Here is an 18,762-nt window from a genome sequence, read left to right as displayed (position 1 = left end):
GATCACTAATGGAACACGAGAAAGTCACTCATGGTCCATTAGTGAAGTTATATTTTTAATATTTCAGTACATATTCCTTATTTGAGAGAATTGACTGTAGATGATATAAAGTAAAATATTGCTATTAGTGATAATAATATTTCCAAAGTTATATAAAAATACTTTTCTATAACTTTCAGATTGTAATATCTAAGAATATGCAGAAAGCAGACACCGAATAATAGATTGAGGTAAAGTAATCCGCCACTATCTTTCAGATTAGTAACAAAATTTCCGACAATATTTATAATAATTGATAGTTTTAATAGCGCTAAAAACATTTCATTTTTAGTCCAGTTTTTATCGTGTACCAAATGTCCACCTACTTCTTTATAATAAATTCATATATAGCATCTATAGACTTTATACCTACTATTTTATCTATGGTCTTTCCTTACATAATCATCTAAGCCAAATAATTTAAACATTTCACTTTTACTATTTTAAAATAATCAACCTACATCGATTACTCCCAACAATTCTCCTTTCCTTTTTTCTACAAACATATAATATATTAAAAAAATGGTATAATTTATCGTGTGGCTCAAAGTCACATAGTTAGAAAATTCAGAGAAAGTGAGAAGAAAATCATGATTTGGAATTATGGAAATGTATATAGAATGATAAGAAAATCTAAAGGTATCTCACAAAATAATATATGCAATGGAAATCTAGAACGTTCAACCCTCTCTAAATTTGAGAGTAAGAATAGAGTACCGTCATTCGATACAATGCAGTACCTATTAGAACAAGTCAATGTATCGTTTAATGAATTTGAATATATTTGTAATGAATATAATAATAGTGAAAGACAAGAAATATTAGTTGATTTTTATTCCTTGGTATCTAATGCGCAACGAAGTAAGATAGATATGTTAATTAAACGATGTGAACGATATTTACAAAATAATAATGATTATAAAATTAACGAGATAAATCATATTTTACATATTTTTATAGAACTAAATGAATTAAATAAATTAACCGTTTCAGACATAAGTATGAAGTTGGCGACTATTGTGTGGGATAGGATTTCTTTGATTGATACTTGGACATACGATGATATCAGGACCATCAATTTTATTTTTTACTTTTTACCTTTAGAAACGATCAAAAGCATTGTTCCAAAAATGTTACGAAGTTTGGAGAAGTATAATAAATTAAAGGAAATATCAATTTTACGTTTGTCAATATTAACTAATTTTTCAACAATATTTTTAGAGAACGCTATGTATACTGAATGCAAAAATATACTAGATTATGCACATAGTTTTGCTGAAAATGCGAAAAGATATGATTACCTTGGGATTATTATGGTTAGAAAATCCATCTGTGAACAAAAGTCGGAAGAAGTGACTAAGTGGCTAGAATTTTTATCTATGGCGAGTGAAGAAGAAGTTGTTACCGAATTGAAAAAAGAAATCAGCCGACATTTGGTAAGGGGGTCTTCTAAATAAGGTTAGCTGAAATAAATCTGACATACAAGATAATTTTTTAACTAAATATAGTAACGTGGTTTTAAACAATGTGAATCATAAACTAATTTATCTGTATTCGGTGAGGAGAATATATGAATCTTAAAGCATGTAGTCAAACACAGATCAATTGAAAAAACAGAAGCTTCCCAATCGTTTTCGTATTGGGGGAGCTTCTGTTTTTTTATAAAGTATGCTCTTTCTTAAGCCCACTTGAGATCACCGATAAAGTTGATATTCAGCCATAAAGAATAGTCAGAGAAACCTTCAGTTACTTTGCGGTTGAGTTTATCTCTTAGATGATCTTGCGCGCGGATACTATCTAATTCACTATCGGGTAAAATCACGATATCTAGTTCAAGAATGACTTGATCCCCTACTTTTGCGATTCGTAAGACATAGGTTTCGATGGCGACATTTTGCAAGAGCTTATCAACTACTAACAATATTTTTTCGCGTAATTCATATTTTGGGGGTGCATAAGTAAGTTCTAATGTGGCATTTTTGATTTCAGTCACCGATAGATAAATATAAAAAATGGTGATTCCAATAGAAATCACTGGGTCAATCAGTTGTGCGATGGCAAGATATGGCGTTCTTGCTAGTAAACCAGAGACGATGATCGAGACCACGACTCCTAAACTGAATAGAAAACCGAAGCGCCATTGTTCCAGCTCCACCTTATAAAAGGAATGATTGATCGGATTTTTTTTCAAATAAAGATAAAAGACGAAACAAAAGAGTGTCCCAAACAAAGAAAAGGGCAAGCCAATCGCCAAATCAACATAGGTATCTGCATAAAGCAAACTGAAAAAAGACTCAATCAGGCCATAGGAAGAAATCAATAGGATGACACTGTATTGGATAAAAACAACCAAGGGCATCAGTGATTCCTTTCCAAATGGAAAACGTTCAAAATCTTGTGTCTGGATAAACTTAGCAATATATAATGCGATCAGAGACATCAGCGCACCGACCATCGTATAGACACCATCAAGCAAGAGGACATTGTAATTGATCATCAATCCCGTAAGTAGCGCTAAAAGACCATAAACGGTTCCTGCAATGATGGAGGCAGTTAATATTTTTTTTATTTTTTGCGTATTTTTCATATAACTAAAACCCTTTCTGGAATAGATGCTTTTTTGAGAATCATACTGATTGTAATAAAAGAGGCGAATAAATACTTGCGGTTAGAGTCGTTCTAAGCCTTATACTTTACTCATCTTATCAAAGGAGGAGCGTTGTACAAGTAAAAAATCAAAACTAGAGGTGGAAATAGATTGAAAAAGAACGTATTGATCCTTGGTGCATCAGCACCAATTGCTAGATATAGCTATGAATTTTTAAAAAATGATCCTACGGTGAATGTAACTTTATTTTTAAGAAATCCGGATAAAGTCTTTGATAAGGAGCGAAGTATCATTGGTGATGCGACGAATCTAGATGATTTGGTTCATGCAATGAAAGGCATTGATATCGTCTACTCTTGCTTAGGTCCTTACAACATGGTGCTTTTAGCTAAACATGTGATCGAGGCGATGAACCAGAATAAGATCAAACGCGTATATTGGATGGCAACACTTGGGATCTACGGTGAAGTTGACTTCAATGACGAAGAAGCAATTGCAGAGTTGGGCGACTATCGCGATCCTGATACTTATTTAGGGGATCAGCGTATTGCAGCAGATTTGATTGAGAACAGTCATCTAGACTTTACCATCATCCGCCCCAATTGGTTAACCGATAAAGAGATCATTGAGGATATTCGTATCGAGAATAGAAACGGAAAAAGTCTCATTGGTGAAATCAGCCGACAAACTGTAGGGAAGTACCTAGCAACTTTGATCAACGAGCCAACTACTCATATGTATGACTCTATTGCATTAACAGCAAAGGGAAAAATACACGAGTAAAAAATAATTGAGGTTTGACAGAAATTTTCAGCTTTGAAATAAGGCAGGACCCCCAGAAAGTATTCTTTGATTTTCTGGGGATTCTGTCTTACTATTTTTTGTGATGATCGAAAGGAAAGTAGTTAAAACAAACGTAAGATTCACTTTTGTCTGTGACCATACAAACAAATCAACGGCGGGAATCAAGTAGTCTCTTTTAAAATAAGGCAACTACCACAAAAATTGGAAGAGCAATTTTCATGGTTGTCGCCTTATTTGTTGAGGGGAAACACTTCTGTCCCAATATCGGATCGCTAGTTCTTTGCTGTCAATGCTCCAGCCTAACTAGAAAGCATGTTGGCACAGTCCAATTGATTGAACATTTTATAGAGATTGTCAAAACTTGTTTCGATCATATTTGATACTGCTTCATCGGTATTCGAACCAATATGTGGTGTAACGATCACTCGCGGATACATATCGATCAGCGCCTTAGCTGTTGCATCGATCAATAACGGATCTTCATCAAAATTTTTGTTGAAAATCAGCGCTTCATTAGGCAAGACATCTGTACCAAATCCAGATAGTTTTTTGCTCGTCAACGCATCAAGAATTGCTTGATTATCCTGTAATTCTCCTCTAGCAGTGTTGATCAAAATCGCATCATCCTTCATTTTTTCGATAAAATCTTTATTAATGAAACGTTCATTTTTACCGGGGATGTAAGGAATATGGATACTGACGATATCACTTTCTGCCAGTAAGTCATCAAGAGACTTAAATTCGATGGCTGCTTTTGCTTCTTCACTTGGATATAGATCATTCCCAATCACCGTTGCGCCTAATCCTTTGAAAAGTTTTGCTTCTGTTAGTCCGATGTTCCCCACGCCAACGATTCCAACTGTACAGTTTCGGACTTCTTTACTGAACATAAAGCGATCAATCGTAAAATTATAAGAAGCTGTTTTATTCGTTGTATGAGTTGTTCTACGTAAAAGCATCATTGCTAAAGTAACAGATAATTCAGCGATTGCATTTGGTGAATAAAATGGTACATACGCGACTTGCATTCCATGATCGTGAGCTGCCATTAAATCAATATGATTTGTCCCAACTGTACGTGTGAGTAGGAACTTGATCCCAAATTGGGCAAAACGTTCGATATTTATGCGATTTGCTAAACAGTTACCTCTAAGAATGACGGCATCCATTCCTTTTGCTTCTGTATAGTTTGTCTCATTCAATAAATCTTCTACGAGATTCAAATTGAATCCGTGGATATTCAACTGCTGAAAGAGAGATCTTTCAGCAGGACGAACACCATAACATACAACATTTAAATTTTTCATAGTATAGTTTCCTTTCGTTAATTAATTATATAATGTGGGTTAATTTCCAAGCAAGTTTAAGACGATGATCCAGATAGGGATCAACACGATCGAGAAGAGTGTAGAAAGCAAGGAGGCGTTAGAGGCAAGTACTGCTTCTTTTTCAAAGTTGATGGCATAAGCAACCGCAACTGTTGCAGCCGGAGTAGCCATCATAATGATTATCGTACTTAGACCAACTGCGTTCACTGGTAAAATATTCATTGCGTTCAACAGTAAAATTGAAAGTAAAATCACAAGTGGGAAGACAATGACTTTGATGAATGAATAGTACCAAGAGGTGTGACTGCTGAGGGTTTTTCCGAATGGCAGATCGCCTAATGTGATCCCGATTGCCAACCAAGCGAGTGGGGAGGCTAAACTAGAGAGGAACGTCAAAGGTTTAAATAGCCATGGCAACGTCTGATCGATTCTTAAAAAAGCAACAGATTCAGAACTAGACTGAGCAATTTGAGGTAAGCTATCTTGGAAGAGCCAAATAAATAATCCGATAAAAGTTGCCAATACGATTGGGTTCAAGATCATTTCTTTAATATTCTTGCGTGCCATTTTCAATCCACTCATTTTTAAATAAGCATAAGAGTATAAAAAGATACGATAACCAATGTTAAAAATCGATGCGTACAAAATCCCTTCTGCGCCAAAGACTGCACCGACAACAGGAATACCGAAAAATGTTGTTGACCCGAAAATAGAGAGTACACGCAATGTGTCTTCTTTATTTGGTGCATATCTAAAAAAGAAGAATTTACTTAGAAAAATCAAGAAAACGTGGACCAATATCCCAAGAATCAAAATGTTGATTCCTTGATTCAATACTTCATCATTCAAGTCCTGCATAAACGAATTAAAAGCTAATGCAGGAATTGCGACAGTTAAGACGACCTTAGACAATGTCTTTCCGACATCTGATGAGAAAATCTCGTGCTTTCTTAAAAAGTAACCTAATAATATAATAAACAGTGTGGAAGTGATCGCACTGATAATTTCCATGTTGATGACATTGCTCAATGTTTCTGATAGTGACATTTAAATTTTCCTCCTCAATTCTTGTGAATGTTTTAATTTGTTTATTTGAATCAGCTGTGCATGTTTACCAATCCTCCTCAATCACATCCTAGAGGTTAGAATCGTTCTAAGGTCAATATGCTTTACAAATAAAATTACAAAAGTATTTTTTCTTCTATATAAGTGATTTTTTACTTTTTTCAATGTAAGCGATTTTATTAAAATAATAAAAAAAGATTGACCTTAGAGTAGTTCTACCCTTTAGTCTTAACATGTAAACAGGAAAGCAGATAAAGGAGAGAATAATATGAACAATCGCAAGAAAAAGTATTTTTGGCATCCGATGACGGATACCCGAGCAAGTGAAGAAGAAACGATCGTTATCGAACGTGGAGATGGGAATTTTATCTATGATGATACAGGGAGAAAATTACTCGATGGTGTCGGTGGATTATGGTGTATGAACGTTGGTCATAATCGCCCTGAAATGAACCGAGCAATTGCTGATCAAATGGAAAAATTATCTTACTATCAATTGTTTACGAATATTGCCCATCCCAAGGCATATGACTTGGCAGAAAAAATCATTCAAATGACGCAAGAAGAAGAGATGGCGAAAGTATTCTTTACTTCTGGAGGAAGTGATTCAGTAGATACTGCGTTGAAAATAACAAGACAATACTGGCAAGCAGTAGGTAAACCGACAAAGAAAGTATTTCTGTCATTGGAAAAAGCCTATCATGGGATGCATTATGGTGGAACGTCGATAGGTGGTAACCCCATCTATCGGGAATTTATTGGTCCAGGTTTACAAGATTGTGTACGTGTTTCTTCTCCACATTTGAAGAAAAATAAATGGAATTGCCAAGATCCAGAAGAATTGACAAAACTCTGTATCGCTGAACTAGTTGAAACGATTGAACAGATTGGCGCAGATCATATTGCTGCATTTATTGCTGAGCCGATCCAAGGTGCTGGCGGTATCATCGTTCCACCAACTTCTTATTGGCCAGCTTTAAGGGAAGTTTGTGATACTTATGATATTTTATTGATTGCAGATGAAGTTGTGACAGGTTTTGGCCGTTCAGGATATCTTTTTGGTAGTCGTGGCTGGGGCATCAAACCAGATGCCATGGTTCTAGCAAAAGGATTATCTTCTGGGTATGTTCCACTAGGGGCAACTGTTTTTAACAAACGCATTGTTGAAGGCATCGAATCAGCGACCAATGGAGCTAATGTCATTATCCATGGGCATACTTACGGTGGACACCCGCTCGGCTGCGTGGCAGCATTAGAAGCTTTACGTATTGTGGAAGAAGAAAACTTAGTTGAAAATGCTCGTGAAGTCGGTGCATATTTATTGGAACGTCTAAAAGGTATTGAAGGAAAATATGACTGCATTAGTGATGTTCGTGGAAAAGGCTTGATGATCGCTATCGATTTTGAGAATACAGGGAAATATGATGTGGAACAAACAGCAAAAAATGTGCAAGCAGTTGCTGATTATGCCATCAATGCAGGTGTCTTGCTCCGTGATGAATTACAAACGATTATCATTTCACCATCGTTGACCTTTTCAAAGGAAAACGCAGATCAACTATTCGATGCGATTCATATGGGCTTTGAGGAGTGGCAAAAGCAACAATAATTCAAAGGAGGATATAATATGACAATCATTGGTGTACCAAAAGAAATCAAAAATTCAGAGAAACGTGTAGGCGTGACACCTGCAGGAGTAAAAGAGATAGTTACAGCTGGTCATACCGTTTATGTGGAAGAACGTGCAGGGGAAGGGTCAGGCTTTACAGATAGTCAATACCGTGAAGCTGGCGCTCAAATCAAAGCTGATCCAGAGACAGTCTGGTCGGCAGAAATCGTCGTGAAAGTCAAAGAACCACTAGCATCGGAATATCAATATTTTAGAAAAGACTTGATTTTATTTACGTACTTGCATCTAGCCGCAAATCTTGAATTGACCGAAGCGTTGATCAAGTCTGGGACAACCGCAATTGCCTATGAAATGGTTACGAAAAACGGAGCATTTCCATTACTCGCACCAATGAGTGAAGTCGCTGGCCGTTTAGGGGGTCTATTGGGTGCGGAGATTTTAGCGAAGCAAAGTGGAAAATTGATTTCAGGTGTAACCGGTGTTTTACCAGTTCAGGCAACTATTTTAGGTGGTGGGATCGCCGGAGTGAGTGCCGCGCATTACTTGCACGGATTAGGGGCAGATGTGACGATCTTAGATATCAATGTCGACCGCTTACGTGAATTGTCAGAGATGTTTAATGGGCAAGTAAAAACCCTCTACTCAAGCCCAACGAATATTGAGAAAATGGCATTGACTAGTGATATCGTGATTGGTTCAGTCTTATTACCAGGTAAAAAAGCCCCACATCTTATCACAGAAGAATTAGTGAAGCAAATGAAAGAAGGAACGATCTTGGTGGATATTGCGATTGACCAAGGGGGCTGTTTTGAAACGAGCCAGCCAACCACCCATGAAGAACCGACTTTCGTTAAACATGGAGTGATCCACTACTCGGTTGCGAATATGCCAGGTTTAGTTCCTCAAACGTCTACGTTAGCTTTAACGAATGTCACGATGAGATATATCAAAGGATTAGCCTCTCAATCACTGACTGACGTGATCCAAACCTATCCAGAAATCATTCCAGGTATCAGTACGTATAAAGGAAGACTGACCTGTCCTGAAGTAGGTGAGGTGTTTGAGCGAACAGTAGTTGATGTTCGTGAGCTTGTTTAAAAATCTTTAAAAAAAGTGAGGGAATAAAATGACTAAAAAAATTCGTATGGTCCAAGTCGGCTGTGGAAAAATGTCGAAAGAGATTATCAAATATGCCTTGGCAAAAGATATTGAAATCGTTGGAGCTGTAGACAATCGTCCAGAGGCAATCGGTCAAGATCTAGGCTTATATTTAGGCTATGAACAAGCCTTAGGTATTAAAATCTCCAGCGATCCTCATGAAGTATTTCAAAACTGTGATGCCGATGTCGCTTTAGTCACGATTGCTAGTTATATCAAAGATTTCATGCCGAGTTTAGAGATACCCTTGACCTATGGAGTCAATGTTTTAACGATCGGTGAAGAAGCTTTGTATCCTTGGACGACTTCGGTTGCAGAAACCAATCGTTTAGATAAAATCGCAAAAGCCAACAACGTGACGATTTCAGGAACAGGAATGCAAGATATTTACTGGGTGTCGTTTCCAACGCTGCTGGCTGCTGGCGTGAATGATGTACAAAAAATCAGTGGGGAAGTTAGTTATGATGTCGAACACTATGGAAAAGCGTTAGCGGAAGCGCATGGTGTGGGCTATGATCAAGAAAGATTTGACAAAGAAATTGCCAATGCAACCGATTTGCCTTCCTATTCTTGGATGACCGCTGAAGCGATCTGTGCCAAAATGGATTGGTCGATCAAACGCATTTCTCAAAAAAACGTTCCAATCATTTTAGATAAAGATATTCCGTCAAAAACCATGGGGCGGACAATCAAGGCAGGCGAAGCAATTGGGATGTCTGCCGTTGCAACGATCGAAACGGTACAAGGACCAGTTGTGGAAGTCGGTTGTACTGGAAAAGTCTATCAGACAGGTGAAGGAGATCTATGTACTTGGTCGATCGAAGGAACGCCAAGTATGCAATTTGAAGTAACCAAACCAGATACACCAAAGCATACGTGCGCTACGTTGATCAACCGGATACCGACAGTGATCAATTCCAATGCAGGCTATGTCACGATCGATCAATTGCAACCTGTCGAATATATGACGTATCCAGCACATCTTTATTTAGATAAAAAATAGGAAGAACTAAGGTTGTCAGTTGGTTAAAGAGAAACAAAAAAAGAGCGAGGATGCAATATCCAAGCTCTTTTTCGTTTAGTCTAAACCAATCAAGTAATCTTCATCTTTCATCGCTTCCACGTTACCTAATAGGTAGCCGTTTCCGACTTGAGAGAAGAAATCGTGGTTACTTGTACCAGTAGAGATCCCATTCATCACGATTGGGTTGACATCGTTTGCTGTATCAGGGAATAGTGGGTCCATTCCTAGATTCATCAATGCTTTATTTGCATTGTAGCGCAAGAATGTTTTGACTTCTTCCGTCCAACCGATTGGATCATATAATTCTTCTGTGTAGCGCTCTTCGTTTTCGTATAATTCATATAACAAATTATACATCCAGTCTTTCAATGTTTCTTGTTCTTCTTCAGGTAATTCGTTGTAACCTAGTTGGAATTTATAGCCAATATACGTGCCATGGACAGATTCGTCACGAATGATCAACTTGATGATCTCTGCCACGTTGGCTAATTTATTATTTCCTAAATAATAAAGTGGTGTATAGAATCCTGAGTAAAATAAGAAGGTTTCTAAAAAGACACTCGCAATTTTTTTCTCTAACGGCGTACCGTTTTTGTAGATCTCATTGATACGCTCAGCTTTTTTCTGTAAATAAGGATTGGTATTCGTCCATTCAAAGATTTCTTCGATTTCTTTTTTCGTATTCAATGTACTGAAGATCGAAGAGTAACTTTTCGCATGGACAGACTCCATGAATTGGATATTGTTCAATACCGCTTCTTCATGGGGCGTGCGGACATCTTTACGTAATTGATCCATCCCGCTTTCTGATTGGACGGTATCAAGTAAAGTCAATCCACCAAATACGTGACCAACTGTATCTTTTTCTAATTGGGAAAGCGTACGCCAGTCGTCTAAATCATTTGACAAAGGGATACGTGTGTCTAACCAAAATTGCTCAGTTAATTTCTCCCAAGTCGATTTATCAATGATATCTTCAATTTCATTCCAGTTTATCGCTGCATAATAAGTTTCTGACATGAGAATGCTCCTTTATTAAAATCCAGTAACGGTTCTATCACTAAGTGAAATTAGATCACACAGCTTTCACATTGGTTGCTGCCGATTTCTTCTGCATCGTCTGTAAACGTACGTACATAATAAATCGATTTGATTCCTTTGTGGAAAGCATAGTGTCTTAGAATATTTAGATCACGTGTGGATTGTTTTGTCGTTTCTTTCCATTCGTACAAACCTTCTGGGATTTCTGAACGCATAAACAACGTCATACTCATTCCTTGATCCACATGTTTTTGTGCTGTGGCATAAATATCGATCACTTTACGCATATCCATATCATAAGCAGAAGTGTAATACGGGATTGTTTCATTTGATAAATAAGGCGCTGGGTAATAGATTTTCCCAATTTTCTTTTCTTGGCGTTCTTCGATCATACGAGTGATCGGATGGATACTTGCACTCGTATCGTTGATATAAGAAATAGAACCATTAGGTGCTACAGCTAAACGATTTTGGTGGTACAAACCATCTTTCATGATTGCTTGCTTCAAGTTTTCCCAGTCTTGGGCAGTCGGAATAAAGATACCATCAAACAAAGCAGCAACTCGTTCAGATTTTGGTTGGAATTCGCCAGTGACATATTTATCAAAATAAGTGCCGTCTGCATAAGCTGATTTTTCGAAATTATGGAAGACTTGTTTTCTCTCACGTGCGATATTGTTACTTTCAACAAGTGTCCAGTAATTCAACAACATGAAATAAACATTGGTAAAATCAATTGATTCTTCGGAACCATATTCCATTTGCTCTTTGGCAAAATAAGTATGAAGTCCCATAGCACCAAGTCCGATCGTATGGTTCAATTTGTTCCCGTTTTGGATCGGTGGAACCACGTCAATGTCTGAAGCATCTGTGATATACGTCAATGCACGAGTCATCGTGCGGACAGAACGACCAAAGTCAGGGCTGTCCATCAAATTGACGATGTTTGTAGAACCTAAGTTACATGAGATGTCTGTCCCTAACTCTTCATATTCTTGCTTGCCATTGATGACAGAAGGTGTCTGTACTTGTAAAATCTCAGAACATAAGTTACTCATGATGATTTTACCGTCTACAGGATTTTCACGATTTGCTGTATCAATATTGATGATATACGGATAACCAGACTCTTGTTGTAATTTAGAGATCTCGTTTTCTAAATCACGGGCTTTGATTTTTTGTTTACGGATATTTGGATTTGCTACCAAGTTGTCATATTCCGCAGTGATATCTACATAAGAAAATGGCACACCATATTCTTTTTCCACACTATAAGGACTGAATAGATACATTTCTTGATTTTTACGTGCTAATTCATAGAATTTATCTGGGACGATCACACCAAGTGATAAAGTCTTCACGCGAATCTTTTCATCTGCATTTTCTTTTTTTGCTGAAAGGAACATCATGATGTCTGGGTGGAAGACGTTTAAATAAACGACACCCGCACCTTGACGTTGTCCTAATTGGTTCGAATAACTAAAGCTATCTTCAAACAATTTCATTACTGGAACAACACCGCTAGCTGCACCTTCGTATCCTTTGATCGGCGCTCCGGCTTCACGTAGGTTAGAAAGAGTGATCCCAACACCGCCACCGATTCGTGAAAGTTGTAAGGCAGAGTTGATCGAACGACCGATCGAATTCATATCATCCGTTACTTGAGTCAAGAAACAAGAAACAAGTTCACCGCGACGTTTACGTCCAGCATTCAAAAATGAAGGGGTTGCTGGTTGATAACGTTGGTGGATCATTTCATCAGCTAAAGCTAAGGCTAGTTCTTCGTCGCCATTCGCAAAGTACAACGCATTGAATGCGACACGATCTTCATAAGATTCCAAGTAGGCAGAACCATCATTTGTTTTTAACGCATATTGAGAGTAGAACTTATAGGCTGCCATGAATGATTTAAATGTAAAGTTTTGTTCGAATAGGAATTGATAAAGTTTTTCAATAAATTCACTACTATATAATTGAATGAACTCTGCTTCTAAATATTGGTTGTCGATCAAATACTGGATTTTGTCGATCACTGTTGGAAACATCATCGTATTTGGTTTGACATTTTCTTCAAAAAAAGCAGCTAAAGCTTCTTTATCTTTATTTAAAGGGATTTGCCCGTTGACTGGTCGATTGATTTCATTATTCAGCTTAAAGTAGCTGACATCTTTTAGATTTTTAAGACTCATACATACGCCCAACCTTCTTTTTGATTTTGATGATACATGTTTGACCACAAGATATAGTGGTGTTCATTGCTGTAAAAAAGGATTTGGGGAGGTTACGGAGAATATCCGTAAGTCCATCAAATCCATGGTGGCAGAGGATCAAGTAAATCCTCGATCTATTTGACAACTGTTTGAATGATTCTTAGCTAGCTAAGTGACGTAGTTGATCTGGTCTAAAACCAATGACAGTCGCTGCGTCAGAAGTGATGACCGGAACACTTTGGAATCCTTGGTCTTTTAACCATGAGATTGCTTCAGGTTGTTCATCGATATTTACTTCTTCAAAGTCGATTTTATTTTCAGCTAAAAAGCGTTTCACCATTTTACATTGCATACAATTATTTTTTGAAAAGATTTTTACGTTCATTATTATTTGCCTCCTGCCCATGTGTTTTCTCTATAATCAATAGTATAAATCTATTAGTAAAAAAGTCAATCAACAAACACTACATCTTGTGTTGTGGAAATTGTGGAATACTATGTTTTGTGGTTTTTGAAAAACAATGAAAACAAGTATCTCGTGCAGATTCGCTTGTATTAATACAGAAATGCTTGTGGAAAACTCCGTTAAAAAATATTTTTTTAACCTTTACTTGCCAATAAATGAATGTTCGATCGAAAAATCACAAACGAAAAAGGTATGCAAAAAGATGGAAAGAAGAAGAGAAATAATTGTAGATCAAAACCAGAAGAAAAAGGTATTTATACATTTTAGAGATAGAAATTTTTTCACAAAATGAAAAATGATCATGAAGCGTCTAGGGATCATCGAAAAGAGAAACTCGAATCAAAATAGCAAAAGTCAAAAGAGTACTTACTATATATAGTAGTAAGATGATAAATATTGTAAAAATTGAACTAACAATATTTTTATTTTTTAATAACAATGTTATGTTTAAAAATTAGTTAATTGTCATGTTATCTGTTTTTTTATTTCTTGATTTTTGGTTAAATGGAGCCAACAGGACGTCTTGTTGATGCTTTGAAAATTCAATAAAAGGAAGCGATCCAAGATGCGTACAATGATCAAATGGGTAGGTGTTATTTGTTTTACTTTACTAGTTTACGTTGGAGGAACAGCACAGGCAACTTTGATTCCAATCAAGCCTATGATTACTGAAAAAAATCAACATGAGTTAGGTAGCAGCAGCCAATTCTCAGAATCACTCACTCGAAGTCTGACAGACGATTCTGGAATCTCCGCTGCCGAATCAGGAAGACCAGCTAAAGATTTTATTGACATATCTTCTAATAACGGCAAGATATCGAGTGAAGAGTTTCAAACGATGAAAAACTATGGCATTAAGGGTGTAGTCGTGAAATTGACTGAAGGAGACTCGTATAAAAATCCGCTTGCTCCTGAACAGATTGCTTCAGCCGTTGCAGCAGGTCTAAAAGTAAGTGTCTATCATTATGCGTGGTTCAATGAAGAAGCTGATACAAAAGGGGAAGCCCAGTTTTTATTGGATTATATGAAAGAGTTGAACCTGCCATCATCAACTGTGGTTGTCAACGATAGTGAAAATCCAAAGATGAACTTGGACAAAGTGACAGATAATGCGTTGATTTTCCAAAAAGAGATCCAACAGGGAGGCTATCAAAACGTCATCCACTATTCGAGTGCTTCTTGGTTTACCGAAAACAAGCTAGATATGACACGTCTAGGAAAAGAAAATTGTTGGGTTGCACAGTGGCCGTATGATCCTTCTGATAAAAATCCTTTGCATACAGATACAGCAGCATGGCAGTGGGCAAGTGATCTGTATTTCCCAGAATTTCCTGCCCGTCATTTTGATGTAAGTACTGACTATTTGAAAAAATTTACAAGTTAAATGAAGTTTGTTTTTTAGCGTAAGAAACAAAAAGACAACCACGAAAATTTTTTGATTTTCGTGGTTGTCGCTTTATTCTCAAAGTGTGTGATACGAACTGTTTAGTTTGGAAAAATCAACTGACAACTACCGGATTTCTTGTATAGAAGAAAAAAATAAAACCAGTTTACTTTTGCTTCTTTGAAGCGTCCATAGTAAGATGTTAGCTGACAAGTAGATGAAAGAGGAAGAATAAAATGAGTGAAAAAACCAAACTGGTTCGCCCACGTTATCAACAGATCGCCGTTGACTTGGCTGAACGAATCGTAGAAAATCGTTATCAAATCGGCGAGAAGATCCATGCAAGATCCACTTTAGCAAGCACATATAACGCTTCTCCAGAGACGACTCGTAAAGCAATCAATGTTTTGGTCGATCTGGGGATCATGGAAGTCCGTCATGGCAGTGGTGCGTTTGTAGCATCTAAAGAAAAAGCAAAGGATTTCCTTTTACAATACCAAGATGTGCAATCGATCCAAGAAACAAAAGCAGAAATCATGGAAAGCGTGAAAAAACAACAAGAAGAGTTGAATCATTTTTCGCAACTATTGGACCAACTTGTTAGTCAAACGAAACGAATACATAAGATGAACCCACTTCTGCCTTTTGAACTTGCTTTGACAGAGGAAGCGGCTCACTTAAACCAATCCATCAGCGAATTGAATATCTGGCAAGCAACTGGTGCAACAGTGATTGCTATTTCCCACGATCAAGAGCTGTTGGTCTCTCCTGGCCCATATGCTAAATTCTCAGCGGGCGATACCGTCCACTTCATTGGGAACGAGTATACGCTGCAACGAATGACAAACTTTTTTTATCCAGATGGGCAGTGAACGATCGGATAAGAAAAATCTCATTTAATTCTAATTTTGGTCAATCCCTATACTGATAAGGGATTGGCCAATTTTTTGTGTAGTTTCCCTAAGAATACAGATACTTGAATTTTGACAAAGTGACTACATGGTGTTATCGTAGTGTGGTCACTTTTTTCAGAAAGAAAAATGAATTTACATACAAAGGAGAATTTGTTTGGTAAAAGTAGAAGTCAAAAACTTAACGAAAATATTTGGTAAACGAACACAAACTGCTTTGGAAATGATGAAAAAGCACCAATCGAAAACAGAGATTTTACAAAAAACCGGCGCAACTGTCGGTGTATATGAAGCGAGTTTTGATGTACAAGAAGGTGAGATCTTCGTGATCATGGGACTTTCGGGGAGTGGGAAATCAACCTTGATCCGTCTGTTAAATCGTTTGATTGAACCAACATCTGGCAATATCTTGATTGATGGAGAAGACATCTCAACACTTAGTAAAGAAGAACTTCGTGAAGTTCGTCGTCACAAAATCAACATGGTGTTCCAAAACTTCGGTCTCTTCCCGCATCGTACGATTTTAGAAAATACAGAATACGGACTTGAAGTTCGCGGTGTTCCTAAAGAAGAACGTCAAGCAAAAGCAGAAAAAGCGTTAGAGAACTCAAGCTTGTTATCCTTTAAAGATCAATATCCTAGTCAATTATCTGGTGGGATGCAACAACGTGTAGGGTTAGCCCGAGCATTGGCAAATGATCCAGAGATCCTATTGATGGATGAAGCTTTCTCAGCGCTTGATCCATTGATTCGTCGTGAAATGCAAGATGAATTATTGGAACTACAATCCAATGTGCAAAAAACGATCATCTTCATCACACATGATTTAAATGAGGCCTTGCGTATCGGGGATCGCATTGCGTTGATGAAAGACGGAGAAATCATGCAAATCGGTACTGGGGAAGAAATATTGACCAATCCAGCCAATGATTATGTGAGAGAATTCGTGGAAGAAGTCGATCGCTCGAAAGTCTTGACGGCGCAAAACATCATGGTTCCTGCACTAACAACAAACATTGAATCAGATGGTCCAAACGTTGCATTGACACGTATGCGTAATGAAGAAGTCAGCATGTTGATGGCTGTTGATAGAAAACGTAACTTAAAAGGGATCATCACAGCAGATCAAGCATTAGAAGCAAGACGTCAAAAACGTCCATTGATCGATTTCCTTGATGAAAATGTTACAGTGATCGGTAAAGATATGTTAGTTAGTGATATCTTCAATATTATTTATGATTCGCCGACGCCATTAGCCGTGGTTGATAATGGGAAATTAAAAGGTGTTATTATCCGAGGTAGCGTAATCGAAGCATTAGCAGCAACAAGTGAGGTGAGCGAACATGAATAATCTATTGAACTATCAAGTACCCGTCGCTGACTGGGTCGAAACGATCACTGATTGGTTGACAACAACGTTCGCAGGACTGTTCTCATTCCTTCAAACGATTGGTCAAGCAGTGATGACAGCTATCACGAATCTTTTATTAGTGATACCAGCACCACTATTTATTCTTTTAATGGCAGTTGCAGCGTTCTTTATTTCAAAAAAACGTCCCGGATTGACATTATTTACGTTGATTGGCTTATGGTTCATTTATAATCAAGGGTTATGGACAGATTTGATGAATACTGTCACATTGGTTTTACTATCTAGTGTGATCTCGATCATCATTGGTGTACCTCTTGGTATTCTCATGGCAAAAAATGATAAAGCGCAAGGAATCATTAAACCGATCCTTGACTTTATGCAAACAATGCCTGGTTTTGTTTATTTGATTCCAGCGGTTGCCTTTTTCGGAATCGGAATGGTTCCAGGGGTGTTTGCCTCAGTGATTTTTGCCTTACCACCAACGGTTCGATTTACGAACCTAGGTATTCGCCAAGTACCGAAAGAGTTAGTAGAAGCTTCTGATTCATTTGGTAGTACGAGTTGGCAAAAACTAGTGAAACTTGAATTACCACTAGCAAAAGGAACGATCATGGCAGGGATCAATCAGACAACTATGCTTTCTCTTTCAATGGTCGTGATTGCCTCAATGATCGGAGCGCCTGGTTTAGGTCGTGGTGTCCTTTCTGCTTTACAACGTGCACAAGTCGGAAACGGTTTTGTCAATGGGGTAGCATTAGTGATCTTAGCCATTATCATTGACCGTTTTACGCAACACTTGAATCAACCAAATGATCAAAAAGCAGCAGGTACTGCGAAACAAAAAAATAAAAAGCGCCAAGGAGTGATCATTGGTGCAGTAGTCGTCGTTTTATTAGGTGCGATCGGTGTTGGAAGTTTTAGTTCTTCAACAAAAGAAACAAACACGATCAATCTTTCTTATGTGGAATGGGATACAGAAGTTGCTTCAACGAATGTCGTAGCAGAAGTCTTAAAAGAGATGGGCTATGATGTGAAAGTGACGCCTCTTGATAATTCGATCATGTGGGAATCTGTTGCAAAAGGAGAATCAGATGGAATGGTGGCTGCTTGGTTACCTAAGACTCATGGTTCTCAATATGAACAATACAAAGATCAAGTCGATGATCTAGGTGCAAACTTGAAAGGTGCCAAAGTCGGATTAGCTGTTCCAGCATACATGGATGTTAACTCGATTGCGGATCTAACCGATGAAGCAGGCAAAAAAATCACCGGTATCGAACCTGGTGCAGGTGTGGTGAATGCTGCAGAAAATACGATTGCCCAATATCCAAATCTGGAGGGTTGGACAGTTGAAACCTCTTCTTCTGGTGCGATGACGGTTGCATTAGGACAAGCAATCAAAAACCAAGAACCAATCGTCTTTACTGGTTGGACGCCACACTGGATGTTTGCGAAGTATGACTTGAAATATCTAGAAGATCCAAAAAATGCGATGGGAGATGCGGAAGAAATCCACACCATCGTTCGCCAAGGCTTAAAAGAAGATCAACCAGAAGCATATGCTGTGTTGGACAAATTCAATTGGACAGAAAAAGACATGGAAGAAGTTATGTTGGAAATCAACAGCGGCAAAGACCCACAACAAGCAGCAAGAGAATGGATTGATAAGAACCAAGAAAAAGTTGCTAGTTGGAAAAACTAAGTAAATAAAAAAAATCGACT

The 18,762-nt window shown here is 37.7% G+C and carries 15 protein-coding genes; 9 read left to right on the top strand and 6 right to left on the bottom strand.

Going from position 1 to position 18,762, the window contains the following annotated elements; all coding sequences use genetic code 11:
* The first annotated feature begins 629 nt into the window (after positions 1 to 629).
* Positions 630 to 1,496, top strand: coding sequence for a helix-turn-helix domain-containing protein (locus tag EM4838_RS12065; protein WP_071866440.1), 867 nt, complete (start codon positions 630 to 632; stop codon positions 1,494 to 1,496).
* Positions 1,497 to 1,717: 221 nt separating this feature from the next.
* On the opposite strand, the gene EM4838_RS12060 is transcribed toward EM4838_RS12065, so the two are convergent.
* On the bottom strand, positions 1,718 to 2,626 hold the full coding sequence (locus tag EM4838_RS12060; protein ID WP_071866439.1) for a cation efflux transmembrane domain-containing protein: 909 nt from the start codon (positions 2,624 to 2,626) through the stop codon (positions 1,718 to 1,720).
* A 171-nt stretch (positions 2,627 to 2,797) separates the two neighbouring features.
* On the opposite strand from EM4838_RS12060, the gene EM4838_RS12055 reads away from it, so the two are divergent.
* Positions 2,798 to 3,430 (top strand): NAD(P)H-binding protein, encoded by a 633-nt coding sequence (locus EM4838_RS12055; protein ID WP_071866438.1) that lies wholly within the window; start codon positions 2,798 to 2,800, stop codon positions 3,428 to 3,430.
* A gap of 320 nt (positions 3,431 to 3,750) precedes the next feature.
* Here EM4838_RS12055 and EM4838_RS12050 read toward each other — a convergent pair whose 3' ends face one another.
* Both EM4838_RS12050 and EM4838_RS12045 read right to left on the bottom strand, forming a co-directional pair.
* Positions 3,751 to 4,758, bottom strand: coding sequence for an NAD(P)-dependent oxidoreductase (locus EM4838_RS12050; RefSeq protein ID WP_071866437.1), 1,008 nt, complete (start codon positions 4,756 to 4,758; stop codon positions 3,751 to 3,753).
* Positions 4,759 to 4,797: 39 nt separating this feature from the next.
* Positions 4,798 to 5,826, bottom strand: a complete 1,029-nt coding sequence (locus tag EM4838_RS12045) for an AEC family transporter (protein ID WP_071866436.1) — start codon at positions 5,824 to 5,826, stop codon at positions 4,798 to 4,800.
* 286 nt (positions 5,827 to 6,112) lie between these two features.
* On the opposite strand from EM4838_RS12045, the gene EM4838_RS12040 reads away from it, so the two are divergent.
* From EM4838_RS12040 to EM4838_RS12030, 3 genes are read left to right on the top strand one after another with little or no spacing between them, the layout of a single operon-like run.
* Positions 6,113 to 7,453, top strand: a complete 1,341-nt coding sequence (locus tag EM4838_RS12040) for an aminotransferase class III-fold pyridoxal phosphate-dependent enzyme (protein WP_071866435.1) — start codon at positions 6,113 to 6,115, stop codon at positions 7,451 to 7,453.
* 18 nt (positions 7,454 to 7,471) lie between these two features.
* A complete protein-coding gene (gene ald, locus EM4838_RS12035; RefSeq protein ID WP_071866434.1) occupies positions 7,472 to 8,572 on the top strand; it encodes an alanine dehydrogenase in 1,101 nt (366 codons plus the stop codon).
* A 28-nt stretch (positions 8,573 to 8,600) separates the two neighbouring features.
* Complete coding sequence (locus tag EM4838_RS12030) at positions 8,601 to 9,635, top strand: NAD(P)H-dependent amine dehydrogenase family protein (protein ID WP_071866433.1); 1,035 nt, start codon at positions 8,601 to 8,603, stop codon at positions 9,633 to 9,635.
* Positions 9,636 to 9,710: 75 nt separating this feature from the next.
* Here the strand turns inward: EM4838_RS12030 and nrdF are convergent, their stop codons facing one another.
* The 3 genes from nrdF to nrdH all read right to left on the bottom strand — a co-directional run bounded on the left by nrdF (position 9,711) and on the right by nrdH (position 13,292).
* Entirely contained in the window at positions 9,711 to 10,676 is a 966-nt protein-coding gene (nrdF, locus tag EM4838_RS12025; protein WP_010734316.1) for a class 1b ribonucleoside-diphosphate reductase subunit beta, read from the bottom strand.
* 50 nt (positions 10,677 to 10,726) lie between these two features.
* Positions 10,727 to 12,886 carry a class 1b ribonucleoside-diphosphate reductase subunit alpha gene (gene nrdE / locus EM4838_RS12020; RefSeq protein WP_071866432.1) on the bottom strand — a complete coding sequence of 720 codons (2,160 nt, stop codon included), beginning with the start codon at positions 12,884 to 12,886 and terminating at the stop codon, positions 10,727 to 10,729.
* A 181-nt stretch (positions 12,887 to 13,067) separates the two neighbouring features.
* The gene (gene nrdH / locus EM4838_RS12015) at positions 13,068 to 13,292 is read right to left on the bottom strand and encodes a glutaredoxin-like protein NrdH (protein ID WP_010734318.1); all 225 of its coding nucleotides are present in this window, start codon (positions 13,290 to 13,292) and stop codon (positions 13,068 to 13,070) included.
* Positions 13,293 to 13,938: 646 nt separating this feature from the next.
* Here nrdH and EM4838_RS12005 point away from each other — a divergent pair.
* The 4 genes from EM4838_RS12005 to EM4838_RS11990 all read left to right on the top strand — a co-directional run bounded on the left by EM4838_RS12005 (position 13,939) and on the right by EM4838_RS11990 (position 18,742).
* Positions 13,939 to 14,757: a GH25 family lysozyme gene (locus EM4838_RS12005; protein WP_071866431.1), complete on the top strand. Its 819-nt coding sequence runs from the start codon at positions 13,939 to 13,941 to the stop codon at positions 14,755 to 14,757.
* A 236-nt stretch (positions 14,758 to 14,993) separates the two neighbouring features.
* Positions 14,994 to 15,629, top strand: a complete 636-nt coding sequence (locus EM4838_RS12000; RefSeq protein ID WP_010734320.1) for a GntR family transcriptional regulator — start codon at positions 14,994 to 14,996, stop codon at positions 15,627 to 15,629.
* 196 nt (positions 15,630 to 15,825) lie between these two features.
* Positions 15,826 to 17,019: a quaternary amine ABC transporter ATP-binding protein gene (locus EM4838_RS11995; RefSeq protein ID WP_019723090.1), complete on the top strand. Its 1,194-nt coding sequence runs from the start codon at positions 15,826 to 15,828 to the stop codon at positions 17,017 to 17,019.
* On the top strand, positions 17,012 to 18,742 hold the full coding sequence (locus EM4838_RS11990; RefSeq protein WP_071866430.1) for an ABC transporter permease/substrate binding protein: 1,731 nt from the start codon (positions 17,012 to 17,014) through the stop codon (positions 18,740 to 18,742). The genes EM4838_RS11995 and EM4838_RS11990 overlap by 8 nt, the downstream gene beginning before the upstream one ends.
* The last annotated feature ends 20 nt before the right edge of the window (positions 18,743 to 18,762 follow it).

Source organism: Enterococcus mundtii, assembly GCF_002813755.1.
Lineage (GTDB): Bacteria > Bacillota > Bacilli > Lactobacillales > Enterococcaceae > Enterococcus_B > Enterococcus_B mundtii.
This window is presented reverse-complemented; position numbering and strand designations above follow the sequence as displayed.